At 50.8% G+C, this 13,462-nt stretch carries 8 protein-coding genes; 3 read left to right on the top strand and 5 right to left on the bottom strand.

Annotation, left to right across the window (positions count from 1 at the left end):
- Positions 1-839: 839 nt before the first annotated feature.
- Positions 840-2,117, top strand: coding sequence for a D-alanyl-D-alanine carboxypeptidase/D-alanyl-D-alanine-endopeptidase (locus tag VGN67_RS12625; RefSeq protein ID WP_327487202.1), 1,278 nt, complete (start codon positions 840-842; stop codon positions 2,115-2,117).
- Positions 2,118-2,122: 5 nt separating this feature from the next.
- Here VGN67_RS12625 and VGN67_RS12620 read toward each other — a convergent pair whose 3' ends face one another.
- Together VGN67_RS12620 and VGN67_RS12615 are read right to left on the bottom strand one after the other, a co-directional pair.
- A complete protein-coding gene (locus VGN67_RS12620; protein ID WP_327487201.1) occupies positions 2,123-3,877 on the bottom strand; it encodes a hypothetical protein in 1,755 nt (584 codons plus the stop codon).
- 71 nt (positions 3,878-3,948) lie between these two features.
- Positions 3,949-4,977, bottom strand: coding sequence for a hypothetical protein (locus tag VGN67_RS12615; protein ID WP_327487200.1), 1,029 nt, complete (start codon positions 4,975-4,977; stop codon positions 3,949-3,951).
- Positions 4,978-5,070: 93 nt separating this feature from the next.
- Here VGN67_RS12615 and fcl point away from each other — a divergent pair, with 93 nt between their 5' ends.
- Entirely contained in the window at positions 5,071-6,012 is a 942-nt protein-coding gene (gene fcl / locus VGN67_RS12610; protein ID WP_327487199.1) for a GDP-L-fucose synthase, read from the top strand.
- A gap of 446 nt (positions 6,013-6,458) precedes the next feature.
- On the top strand, positions 6,459-6,932 hold the full coding sequence (locus tag VGN67_RS12605; RefSeq protein ID WP_327487198.1) for an Lrp/AsnC family transcriptional regulator: 474 nt from the start codon (positions 6,459-6,461) through the stop codon (positions 6,930-6,932).
- 75 nt (positions 6,933-7,007) lie between these two features.
- On the opposite strand, the gene VGN67_RS12600 is transcribed toward VGN67_RS12605, so the two are convergent.
- The 3 genes from VGN67_RS12600 to VGN67_RS12590 all read right to left on the bottom strand — a co-directional run bounded on the left by VGN67_RS12600 (position 7,008) and on the right by VGN67_RS12590 (position 13,359).
- Positions 7,008-9,320 carry an NHL repeat-containing protein gene (locus VGN67_RS12600; protein WP_327487197.1) on the bottom strand — a complete coding sequence of 771 codons (2,313 nt, stop codon included), beginning with the start codon at positions 9,318-9,320 and terminating at the stop codon, positions 7,008-7,010.
- 51 nt (positions 9,321-9,371) lie between these two features.
- Positions 9,372-11,693: a hypothetical protein gene (locus VGN67_RS12595; protein WP_327487196.1), complete on the bottom strand. Its 2,322-nt coding sequence runs from the start codon at positions 11,691-11,693 to the stop codon at positions 9,372-9,374.
- A 445-nt stretch (positions 11,694-12,138) separates the two neighbouring features.
- The gene (locus tag VGN67_RS12590) at positions 12,139-13,359 is read right to left on the bottom strand and encodes a tetratricopeptide repeat protein (RefSeq protein ID WP_414717322.1); all 1,221 of its coding nucleotides are present in this window, start codon (positions 13,357-13,359) and stop codon (positions 12,139-12,141) included.
- Positions 13,360-13,462: the final 103 nt, after the last annotated feature.

Here is a 13,462-nt window from a genome sequence, read left to right as displayed (position 1 = left end):
ACTTAAATCAAGGTTATATTTCGGATAATTGCCTTATCAAATATCAGTTGCTATCCCCTATATTCGTTAACTAAGTTCAACTACTATGGGTACTGCCAGCTTTCGCTATCCTCCGCCGGGTTCATCGGCATTTTTAGACTCTTCCGGGTAATGCTGTCGTTTGCCCTCCTCCGCCGGGCGGGCGGCGCTCTCTCAACACCGCTTAATTCTGTTAGCCTGCGCAGGGCTTACGCACAAAGGCTAACACAATAGGCGGCTTATGAGAGAGCTGAGAATTTTTGCAGTCTCCATGGTCGTAGCACTGTTTATAAAGGTATAAAGTCAATAAAAGATTAAGTCTTCGATAACTAATCTAGAATTATCGTTGGTCTAGGCTACTATACATGAAATATGCTAACTCTATCAGCCTTCTCATAAGCCACATTTTTTACAGCCTTGTGTGTGGCTGGCTGGCGCAGGGCTGTAAAATCAAGTGGTGTTGAGAGGGCGGGGCCCGCCCGGCCGTGAGGGCAAACGACAGCATTACCCGAAAGAGTCTAAAAATGCCAATGAGCCCGGCCGTGAGGGCGAAAGCCGACAGTACCCAAAGACGTTGAATCAAGCCAACATACACATTAGTGGAGAATAAAACCTTTATTGAACTGGATTGAAATAGCCGGAAAGGAAGGCGAAAGCTGTCATCACCCAGAAAAGTAAAAAGAGCCGGAGATGGAAGAGAATGTTTCCGGTTGTAAAGATGCCTGACGGCAGGTACAAATAATTGATACGCTAGATTAACCTATATCACGTTACTATCTATATTTATCAATTCCCTGATCTACTGAATCAACTACCCCTACATGCGTTTAGTCCTTTTTGTATTAAGTATCCTTACACTATCCAGCTGCTCGGTCTCCCACTACGTGAAGCGTGAACTGAAAAACTCCCCGGTCCTGAGCGGGCACCAGGTAGGTATAGCCGTGTACGATCCGGCCCGGCAAAAGACACTGGCTTCCCACCAGTCCGACAAGTACTTTACCCCGGCGTCCAACACCAAACTGTTTAGTTTTTACGCCGGGCTGTCGGTACTGGGCGATTCGCTGCCGGGGCTACAGTACCAGGTGTGGGGCGATAGCCTGGTATTCAGAGGAACGGGTGATCCGTCGCTGCTGCATCCGGACCTGCCCATGAGCGCGGTATACGGCTTTCTGCGGAGCCGACCGGAGCGGTTGTTTTTCTCCCCCGCCAACTACCAGAACGAGCGCTTCGGACCCGGCTGGGCCTGGGACGACTACACCGGCTACTACCAGCCCGAGCGGTCGCCGCTGCCGGTCTATGGTAACATGGCCCGCTTTGTGAGCGATTCGACGCGGCTGCTGTACGTGGGCCCCCGCTACTGGCGCGACTCCCTATTGACCGACACGACGGTACCGGGTATCCGGCGCGACGAAGACCGGAACCTGTTTCGCCACTCCCTGTACGCACTACCTCCGGGCCTGGAACAGGACGTACCGGTCAGGATGTCGCACCAGCTCACGGCCGACCTGCTGGCAGTAGCCTTGTACCGGCCCGTGGGGCTAGTGAACGAATCGCTGGAAGGCCAGCCCTTGCGTACTGTTTACAGTATTCCTTCGGACTCCCTGTACGCCCGTATGATGCAGGTGAGCGACAACATGCTGGCCGAGCAGCTCATGCTGCTTTACGCGGCTGCCAATAGGCTGCCCCTCAATACCGAACAAGCCATTGAACACGCCCTGGAGCACCACCTGAACGACCTGCCCGATCGCCCCATCTGGCGGGATGGCTCGGGACTTTCGCGCTATAACCTGTTTACGCCGCGCACGATGGTGAAGTTGCTGGAGAAGATTTATCAGAAGGTACCCCGGGAGCGACTGTTTGCGCTTCTGGCGCGGGGCGGTAAGACGGGTACTTTGCGGAATATATTCAAAGGGGAGGAAACGTTTATTTTTGCCAAGAGCGGCTCGCTGAGTAACAATTACAGCCTGAGCGGCTACCTGGTTACCCGGAAGGGGAAAACGCTGCTGTTTAGTTTTATGAACAACAACTTTACCCGCACGAGCTCCGAAGTCCGTAAAGAAGTAGAGCGTATCCTGACCGGGCTGCACCAGCGGTACTGAGTCACTTAGTCGGTTTCAACCCAGCTGCGGTTGGTGCAGTAGATCCGGTTGTTTCCCCCTTCCCGGACCAGCAGATAAAGGCGGTACGTACCGGGTTCGATGGTGGCCTGGTCGTAGTAGCCGGTAAAGTGCTGACTGAAGTACCGGAACCTTCGCACAAAGGTCTGGAAAGGTACGGCCGTCTGACTGGCCGAAGAGATATACACGTGCCGGTCCGACTTAAGTATATAGTAAGCGCCGTCGGTATAGCTGGAAGTGGAGGAAAGCAGCGGGGCAGAGGTCTGGATGGTGATTCCGCCGTTTGTGGCGAAGAGCGTATCCACGGCCCGGGTACCGGTGCAGGTCAGGGCGTCGGTAAGCGTGCGGGGGTTCCAGCCCTCGGCCAGGGGATCATCAGACCCGTAGTAGGAACGTATCTGTTCAAAATGCACCTGGTCAATATCAAACATTTTCAGTCCCAGCCAATCCACATTATAGCGGGTGTTAAATTCGTAGGCGATGGCCTGGCGGCGGTTGCTGACGGCCGGAGCGAAATTGGTAAAAAGAATAACGAGGTTGAGCAGGATAGCCGCCGGAATGAGCAGGACCAATACCCGGTCTTTAAGCTGATAAAAGGAAACGGCTGCCAGGTATACCCCCACTACCCACAGGGCTGAGTACATGCGATAGCGGCCCTTGAACATGCCTTCAAACGAGTCGGTAGGGATGCGCTTGTAGATAACCGCCGCGGCCGTAATAACCACAAAAAGGATAATAGCGAGGCCGAACAAAGCCCCCGCCGGTAGCTGGACGGGCTTTCCCCAGAGGGAAGTGAAAAGGGAAGCGAGCTGTTTTCTGAAAATATACAGGAATAAGCCTACCAGGACTACGCCCGCTACTACGGCCACCGGCAGCATGTAGTCGTAGGGAGTATAGGCCGCGTAACCCCAGAGCGTAGCCAGCGAGCCGATAAAGCCAAAAAAGCCCGCCACCCCTTCCTGTACCTGTTCTGAATCAGACAGGCTCAGGCTCTGGGTAATGGGGGTGAAATCAATAAAGTAGATAAAGGCGATGAAAGCCGTTACGGCCACGGTTATGAAAAAAGGTTTCCGGCGGCCGGTGATCCAGGCCAGCCCGGCCAGTACCGGAAAGGCCATGAGTCCATTGCCATAGGTAAAGGTAGCCGCTACCGCGGCCAGCAGGGCGGCCACGAGCCGCCGGGGGTGGTGCGTAGCCAGATAAAAGGCCAGCAGCGCAAAGAAAATAACGCCGAAGTTGCAGAGGGAGCTAACCCCCCAGTAGATATTCTCAAAAGACTGGATTTGAAACCACAGCCACATAACCGGGACGAAGTACCAGAGCGAGAGACCCAGTTTCCGGAAAACCCGGTAGAAAAGCCAGGCACAGCCCGCCCAGCACAGGTTGCCTACCACCATCAGCCACACCAGATCCACCCGGCCCAGTACCTGGTAGAAAAAGAGGACCAGCGAGCGGGAAAAAACCAGGCGGTGCTCGGGAAACAGATCGGTGAGCCGGCGCCAGCGCTCGGGCCAGGCAGCTTCCTCAAAGCCCGGAATGACACCCAGGATAGTAATGTCGTCGTAGGCAATGTAGTTGACGTTGTAGGCTACTTTGAAAAAAGCCCAGCCGTAGAGTACTACGGGCAGGAGGCACAGAACCGGGGCCAGCCACCGGAGTGCCGGCCACCGGAGCGCCAGCCGCTGAAACGCCAGGGGCGGTTTATTATTGGAAGAAGCTTGAATTCTTGGGGGTACTTGCATAAAAAAAGCGCTCTGTTGGTCGAACACAACGCCAAAAATAGAAAAGATTTGGACTAACTACCCGCAATGCCTCAGTTATCGCCTTCCACTACCTCCGCCGACGCCCGCGGATCTTTGGAGTAGTCATACAGCATTTTTCCCTTGTCGTCCCACTCACGCAGCACAAAGGGTTCGAAGTCTTCGTCCCAGCAGGTGGCGGGGTACTGGGTTTCCTGTTTTCGCTGACGGCGGTACTGGTAGTACTCTATCCAGCGCCCGACCTTCTTGCCGCGCTCGTATTTGCCGGTGGTCATAAGCTGGCCGCCGTCGTAGAAGCGCAGGTACTCGCCGTCCACTATGCCAAACTGTACCGGTACTACCTCCTTGATTTTGGTATGGGCAGAGTCGTACCAGGTAATCCTCGATTCGGCCGGGAAGCCCCGGTACCAGTGGCTTTTGTCGAGGAGGTTGTATTTAGCGTCATACCGAGCCCAGCGGCCGTCTTTGGTACCCATATAGTAGTAGCCTTCCTCCACCAGCACACCCGCCGTATAGCGTTTGTAAGGGCCGTGCAGCGGGAGTGCTTTTTCTTTTTCCTGTATGACCGATGAGCTCAGGTTTTTCTTTTTGAGATCGTACCAGCGGAGTTGCGTGTTACGTACATAGGGGCTGATGGGCTGGTACTCTTTCAGCACGTGAAACTCTTCGATGGTGGCGCGGTCGCCGCTTCCAAACTTCACGGCCAATTTCTCCATCAGAATCCCCTCGTACTGTACCCGGGCCAGGCGGCCTTTTTTGGCTTTGCGGCGGCGTTCGGCGCGGTGGTCTTTGTATTCTTTTGCTTTAAGGCCTAAATCGGGGATGGTTTCGCCCAGGAGTGTAGAGAGGTCGGTTGTTTTGCCTTTTCCGCCCGGCAGCGCCAGGGAACCCGATGGATTCATGCCGGGAAGCTGGGCCTCCAGACCGGTAGAGCGCTGGAGCCGGTCCCGCAGGCTGTCGGCCTTTGCCTGCGACTGCTGCATCCGCTCCTTCGTCGATTTTTTGGGTTTTGCGGTTTGCGCCCAGGCCATCGAGGAAAGACCGATCCACACAATACAACATCCGAGCACGCTCCTTTGCATAAATTTAACAGATTCTTCGGGTCAAGATTGTTACCTTTGTAACGAACAGTCCTCCGGGTTATTGACTTACAAATTAACAAACTTTTCTGCACCTTGGAAAAAAACGCCAAAATCTACATAGCCGGCCACAGGGGTATGGTGGGCTCGGCCATCCACCGCCGGCTGTTAGCCGACGGATACACCAATTTTGTTTTCCGCACCTCTTCCGAACTGGACCTGCGTCACCAGCAGGCTGTCCGGGATTTCTTTGATGTTGAACGCCCCGACTATGTATTCCTGGCGGCCGCCAAAGTAGGGGGCATTATGGCTAATAACACCTATCGTGCCGAATTTTTACTGGATAACCTACAGATTCAGAACAATGTCATTGACAGTGCCTACCGGGCGGGGGTTAAAAAACTGCTCTTTCTGGGGTCTTCCTGTATTTATCCCAAAATGGCCCCCCAGCCGCTGCGCGAAGACTACCTGCTGACGGGTATTCTGGAGCCTACCAACGAGCCCTACGCCATTGCCAAAATAGCCGGTATTAAACTGTGTGAAGCCTACCGGAGCCAGTACGGCTGCGACTTTATATCGGTAATGCCTACGAACCTGTACGGTCCCAACGACAACTACGACCTCAATAACTCGCACGTGCTGCCCGCCATGATTCGCAAGTTTCACGAGGCAAAAGCCGAGGACAAGCCGTACGTAGAACTATGGGGTACCGGCTCGCCGCGGCGGGAGTTCCTGCACGCCGACGACCTGGCCGACGCCTGCTACTACCTGATGCAGCACTACAGCGAACCCGAACTGATCAACATTGGCGTAGGTGACGACGTGACCATCAAGTCCCTGGCCGGGCTGATACGGGAGGTAGTTGGCTACGAAGGCGAGCTGCGCTGGAACACCGACAAGCCGGATGGTACCCCCCGCAAGCTGATGGACGTGACCAAGCTGCACAACCGCGGCTGGCAACACCGCATCGGGCTGGAAGAGGGAATACGGGCTACCTACCAGGACTTCCTCCAGAAGATTGAGGCCTACGCGGTGTAAAAGCCAGTATACTATTACCACACGGAGCGGCAGGAAGCTTTTGAAGCGCCTGCCGCTCTGTTCTTTAAATAGTACTTTCTTTTTCTTCCGGTACCGGCCCGGCCGCTACCGGCTTTGTCCCGTTTGACTGCGCTGTCCCGGCGGCGGTAGTACTTCTACGTTTCTGTTTATAATACAATTTAATAAGCGTAGCCGGGAGCGTTGGATAAAAATCAGCCGGGAAAAGCCCGGTACCCGCGGGACCTGCTTTGAAAGACAGGTTTGTAAAAAAGGAGAGCGTAGGTCAAAATTAGCTGAAACCTAATATTGAAGGGCAAAAATGGGTATTTGCCCACGATAATTTTATCATTAAACAAATATTCAGTATTTATTTGCAATAATATTCGGGAAATGAAGTAGCTTTGCGCGAGCAAAACCAGATAGAGTATTAACCCTGTAATAGAGCGATGTCTTCCACATTAAAACTCGATCAGATAGATCGTAAGGTACTTGAGATTCTACAATCAAATGCCAAAATTACAAACGCCCAGCTTTCTAAAGAAATAGGACTTTCCCCGGCACCTACCCTCGAACGCGTTAAAAAGCTGGAACTGGCGGGAATCATCAAGAGCTACCACGCCCAGCTTGATCCCGAAAAAGTAGGTCTGGGGGTAACTACCTTCGTGCAGATATCCCTGGTAGGTCATAAAAAAGCCGTGACGGAGTCATTCGTAGAAAAAGTAAATTCCATCCCCGAAATTATTGAGTGCCATCACATCACCGGTACGGGCGACTTCCTAATTAAGGTCATATCCAAAGATATCAGTACCTATCAGAAACTGATGCTGGAAAAAATCAACGAAATAGAAGAAGTAGCCAGCACCCAGACGATGGTGATCCTGTCGACCTTCAAAGAAAGCAAAACCATGCCGATTCCCTGAATCGCAGGTACTTGAACTTTCTTCTTATTCACAGCAAAGCCCCGCCAGAGATAGCGGGGCTTTCTTCGTAAGTGGCTATTGCTGTCCTACTTGCAAAGAACCGGTGTTTTTCGTTAATATTAATTTAGCATTGGGCCGGTACTCTATCTCCTTCGCCGTAGCGGGTCTATTGATAGTTATGGTATGATTCTGGTCGAGGATTACTTTATCGTTCGATAAGGGTACCATTCCAATATTCCACATGGTTGGGTCTTCCCAATTACCGGATGCTTTACTAATGATTGTACCTCTTACCATACGTATGCGATGATTGGTAACATCTGCAATAAAAATATTGCCAACCTTATCTACCGCAATATCGCCAGGTATAAGATTAGCATTTATTGCAGCGCCACCATCACCACCAAATTCAGCAGTTCCTTTTCCTGTGATTGTATCTACTATTCCACTGCTAACAGAGATTTTGCGCACACGATAGCTCATATCAGCAATATATAGATTCCCGGCTGCATCCAAAGCTACACTGACAGGGTTACTAAAACTTGCACTTGTAGCCAGATCTCCGTCTCCACTATATGCATTGATTCCGTTGCCCGCCACGGTACTAATAGTGCCATCAGTGGCATCCACCTTACGTATTCGGTGATTACCCCGATCGGCTATATACATATTTCCTGCTACATCTAATGCAATGTCTACTGGGTAGTTAAGATACGCCTGAGTTGCGGCTCCACCGTCACCACCAAAGTCATACCTTCCAGTACCGGCTACAGTATAAACCTTATTATCAGTCACACTAACTTTACGGATGCGATTGTTTCCGTGATCCGCAATGTATAAGTTACCAGCAGAGTCGACCCCAATACTGGCCGGAGACGACAGGCTGGTAGTAGTAGCATCCATGCCATCCCCATTAAAGCCTATTAAAGCAGTACCTGCTACTGTACTGATAGTGCCATTATAGGCACTAACTTTACGAATGCGATGATTACCCTGATCAGCAATATACAAGTTGCCGGACTTATCAAGGATTATACCCGATGGATTATGTAGGCGAGCATTGGTGGCAATTTCCCCATCGCCACTGAAGCCTCGTTGGCCATTACCGGCTACTGTACTTATTAATCCGTTGCTTCTATTGACTCTGCGAATGCAATGATTATCATTGTCTACGATAAATAAATTACCATTAGAATCCAGTGCGACATCAGACGGGTAGTTAAGGCTCGCATTGGTAGCTGCTCTCCCATCACCACTGTATCGTCGAGTTCCATTACCTGCAACAGTAGTTATTATACCATTTTCTTTATTGATTTTTCGGATTCGAAAATTCCCCCGATCTTCTATGAAGATGTTACCATTTTTATCTACTGTTACTCCTGTTGGGATTAAACCAGCATTTGTAGCAAGATCACCATCACCATCAAAACTAGCCTTTCCGTTACCTGCTACTGTACTTATTTTATTAGTAGCAGCTTCGATCATACGGATACGAAGATTTTCTGTATCGGCAATATAAATATTGCCTGCTGCATCCACAGAAACATCTTTTGGATAGTTTATGACGGCATCTTTTGCATCACCTCCATCTCCATAAAAGCCTCGCCAGCCATTGCCTGTCAAAGTACTGACAGTATTATTACTTTTATTAATCTTGCGGATACGGCTATTACCCCAATCAGCTATATAAATATTTCCGGCTGCATCCAGCGCAATGTTATGTGGATCGAAAAAACTGGCTTCAGTAGCAGCTTCGCCATCACCACCATATGCCCGGTTACCATTTCCCGCTATTGTACTGATTGTACCATCGCTGGCGCTTACTCTTCTGATGCGCTGGTTGTCCTTATCGGCAATGTATATATCTCCGGATCCATCCACGGCTACACCAGCAGGATAATTCAGACTGGCACTAGTTGCCGGTCCTCCATCACCACTGAATCCAGGGATACCATTTCCTGCTACTGTACTAATGGTTCCATCACTGGCATTGACTTTGCGAATAAGTTGATTCCCTGCATCAGCAATATAGAGGTTTCCAACGGCATCCAATGCTATCTTTGATGGACGAAAAATATTCGCATCGGTAGCTGCTCCACCGTCACCACCATATCCTTCTACTCCATTTCCTGCTACTGTACTAATAGTTCCATCGCTGGCATTGACTTTGCGAATACGGTGGTTAAGTTCATCGGTAATATAAATATTGCCAGTCAGATCTACGGCTACACCTGAGGGAAAGCTGATGCCTACATGTATAGCGGCTCCACCATCTCCAGCACCTCCACCAGCAAATGTTGTAATAGTTTGAGCAGTACTATATAAGGAGATGCTAAGCCAAAGAGCCAGCAGGCAGAGCCAGTAATGTTTTTGAAGAGAAGGTAGCATAATGAGGTTGGTTATTTTTTATACTGAGTAGGGCCTATAAAATCAGGAACCTTATTGACCTATTTGTAAGGAGCCGTTGGTACCTGTTACTAACAGTTGCGCATTAGAACGGTACTCAACCGACTTCGCCGTAGCAGGGCTATTGATAGTTACTGTATGGCTCTGGTCGAGGATAACTTTGTCATCTGCCTGGGGAATTCGGCCGAGGTTCCAGGTAGCCAGGTCTTCCCAGTTGCCCGATTGTAGCGTACTAATCGTCTGGCTGACGAGGCGAATGCGGTTGTTGTAGCTATCAGAAATGAATAAATTACCTGACTGATCAACGACAACACTATAAGGATCATTAATACCAGCACTGAGCGCAGGTCCTCCATCACCGCTGAACGTGGGGGAGCCAGTGCCGGTAACAGAGTTGATTGTACCGCTTTGGATATTTATGAATCGGATCCGGTTATTACCACGATCAGCAATGTAGATGTTGCCGGCTTTATCGAGGGCTACACCGCTAGGAGCCGTAAGTTGTGCGCTGGTAGCGGGGCCACCATCTCCGCTGAATCCATTCAGATTACTACCAGCAATGGTGCTGATAGTACCATCGTTTCCATTAATTTTACGGATACAGTGGTTGTAGTGATCGGCAAAAAGAATATTTCCAGCAGCATCGAAAATCATACTTGTAGCCGCAGAGATACTGGCATCGGTTGCAGCTCCGCCGTCACCACCGTATCCAATGGTACCGTTTCCTGCAATTGTCGAAATAGTACTATCGCTGCTGTTAACCTTTCGAATGCGCCGATTGCCCTCTTCACCAATATATAGATTTCCGGCCGCGTCCACCGCGACTCCGACTGGAAAGTTCAGCTGGGCGTTAGCTGCCGGTCCGCCATCACCACTGAATCCGGCTGTGCCACTACCCACTACTGTACTTATGGTACCATCGTTGCTGTGTACCTTACGAATGCGGTGGTTGTTATAGTCTGCGATGTACAGGTTTCCGGAAGCATCCACTGCGATTCCCTTTGGGGATCGTAGGTTGGCACTGGTAGCAGGCCCAGCGTCACCACTGAATCCAGAGGTACCGGTACCTGCCACCGTATGGATAGTGCCGTCGCTGGCACTAACTTTTCGGATGCGGTTGTTGGCCGACACAAAAAGGTTACCAGCGGCATCCAACGCTATACCTGAAGGACGGCTTAACCCGGCACTGGTAGCGGGCAATCCTTCACCCAGGAAATTCATAGAGCCATTGCCCGCTACGGTCTGGATGGTACCATCACTAACTGTAATTTTTCGAATGCGCTGGTTGTATATATCAGCAATGAACACATTTCCGGTCGCATCCACTGCTACTCCGCCCGGCTCAAAAAGCCGGGCGCTGGTAGCGGCTCCTCCATCGCCACTATATCCCGGAGTACCCGTACCTGCTATGGTTGAAATAGTACCGTCACTGGCGCTAACCTTGCGAATGCGACGATGGGTTGGAATTGCAATGTAAATATTGCCGATGGCATCAACCGCCACACCACTTGGGTTACTAAAGCCAGCACTGGTAGCGGGGCCGCCATCGCCGCCGAACACAAGAGAACCACTACCCGCTACAGTACTTATGGTGCCGTCACTGATTTTTACTTTTCGAATTTTAAAGTTTCCCCAATCGGCAATATAAATATTACCCTCAGCGTCCAGGGCTACTCCTTTCGGGCGAAAGAGACTGGCACTGGTAGCAGGCCCTCCGTCACCACTACTGTAGGCAAACCCGTTGCCTGCTACGGTGGTGATGGTACCGTCGCTGGCTTGTACTTTACGAATGCGGTGGCTGTATTCCTCCGCTATATAAACATTCCCGTTCTTGTCTACGGCTATCCCGATAGGGCGGGAAAGGCCGGCACTGGTAGCGGCTCCTCCATCTCCATGATAATAGGAAAGGCCATTACCGGCTATGGTGCTGATTGTACCATCACTCTTGCTGACTTTCCGGATCCGGTAATTCTCTAAATCCGCAACATAAAGATTCCCGGCTGCATCTACGGCTACCCCGGCAGGACTCGAAAGACTGGCCCTGGTTGCGGGGCCTCCGTCGCCTGCGTATCCTACTTCGCTATTTCCGGCAATTGTACTGATAGTGCCATCGCTATTACTAATTTTCCGGATACGGTGATTGTCTGTATCGGCTATATAAATATTCCCGTCCGTATCTACCGCAACGCCAAAAGCGTTATTCAAACTGGCACTTGTAGCGGCTCCACCGTCGCCTATACCACCTCCAGCGTAGGTAGTAATAGTCTGGGCGGTACTGTACAAGGAGGTACTAAGCCATAGCGCCAGTAGGCAGGGCCACGGTTTTAGGAAAGAAGGTAGTAGAGAAGGAAGCATATTAGTGTATGGATGATAGGAGGGTATAAGTAGTATATAAGTTGGGTACTTAAAGCTTTGGTACTCGTTCAAGCTGCCGCACAACAAGTACCTGATAAAGTAGAATACGCAGCAAAGTACAAGCCGGGCAACTAAGTACTTAGCCGAAACACCCAAACAACGAAAAAGGAGGACGGAGGCGGATAGGCCTTGGTAGAAGCAGGAGAAGATGTGGGCATGGTATGGACAAGTACTGTTTAAGAGTGAAGATACTAACAAGGAGAGTTTTACGGGAGAAAGATTCTATAAAAACACTGCATCTGCAAGTACCTTGCAAAGAATATTTTTTTCGTCTTGGTCGGCTGTTTTGTTCCCGGTAGGAGAGTCTCAGAACACACGGGTCATTTACGACAAAGCCCCGCCAGAGATAGCGGGGCTTTGTCATTAATTTCACGGTTTTCCTCGTTTATTTTTTCCGGTTGCGGCGGGCGTCGCGGCGAATCTTTTTGAGATTATCAATGGATTTTTTGGCTTCATCGTGCTGGCTCGACTTCCGCTCGGCCTTGTCGTACGCCAGCTTGTAGTAGCGTTGGGCTTCGTCGAAATCTTTTTCGGCTTCGGCTATTTTTCCCAGTCCCAGCAGCGACGACACGTAGTACCCGGCGTTCATGGACTTGGTTTGCACCGAAAAATTAATAGCCTGCTGGTAGTTGACGCGCGCTTCCTGGTAGTTCCGGGAGTAGTTGTGGTTGTAGTAGGCCAGTACATAGGCGGCGTTGCGTCCGCTTACGGCTTCGTAGCCCGGCATACCCCGGTTTATTTTGTCCAGAATGTTACGCGCGGCCTGCTGGGCCTCGGCCATGTGACCCGTAACAAAGGCCGTCCGGCAGAAGTACCTTTCAAAGTAAGGGTTATCCGGGTAGGTCTGCCACATGTACCGGGCCATATCGTAGGCTTTACCGTACTCATTTTCCATGCTGTAAATCTGCAGCAGGAAGTACCGGGCTTCTACGCGGGTGTAGAAGGCGTTGTTGGCTACTCTTTCCAGTTGCTGGGCGCCCAGTTTTTTGTTTCCTTTCGGGAAAAATACCAGAATTGGCTTGAGCAGCGGGTACTCCCTGGGTATCCATTCGGCGTAGTAGTTATAAATACCGTCGCCAAAGAGCAGCTCCGGGCTCAGCTCGCCGTAGCCTTTGCTTTGTTCCATGTACTTCAGGGCACTTTTACCGGCCAAGGTGGCTTTGGCCCACTGCTTGCGCTCGGAGTAAAGCCTGCCTTTAAACGCGTAGGAAGCCGCCAGGAAAAAAGCCGGTTCTACTTTGTTCTCTCTTTCATCGTACATTTTTTCCGCCAGCGCCAGGCTCGAATCCATCTGGGCAATCAGGCGGTCGTCGTAGGCGGTATTGTCGGTATTTGGTACAATCTTCCACCATTCGGCCAGTCCCATCAGGAAGTGCGGCATGGGGTGCTTGGGGTAGCGGTACTTCAGCCAGCGAAACTCTTTGTCGGCTTCGGCAAACTTAAAGTTATACAATAGGTTTATAGCCTCGGTGGCTTCAATTTGCACACCGGGGTTTTTGAGGAGCATGTCGTAATTCTTGTCCAGGTCGGCTGACGAGTACAGCTGAGCACGGGCTGCCGGCAGGGCCAGAAGAACAACAAACAGCGGGAGGATCAGGTCTTTCAGTCTTTTCATTTTTGGCTATTTCGGCAATCTGACCATGTAACGTTAGTTTTGGATTTTCCGTTTGGCAGGGGCTATGTTTTTGAAAAATAGATTAATTTGGCCC

This window comes from Telluribacter sp. (assembly GCF_035998675.1).
Taxonomy (GTDB): domain Bacteria; phylum Bacteroidota; class Bacteroidia; order Cytophagales; family Spirosomataceae; genus Telluribacter.
Note: the sequence above shows the minus strand (reverse complement) of the source record. Positions and strands in the feature narration are given on the sequence as shown.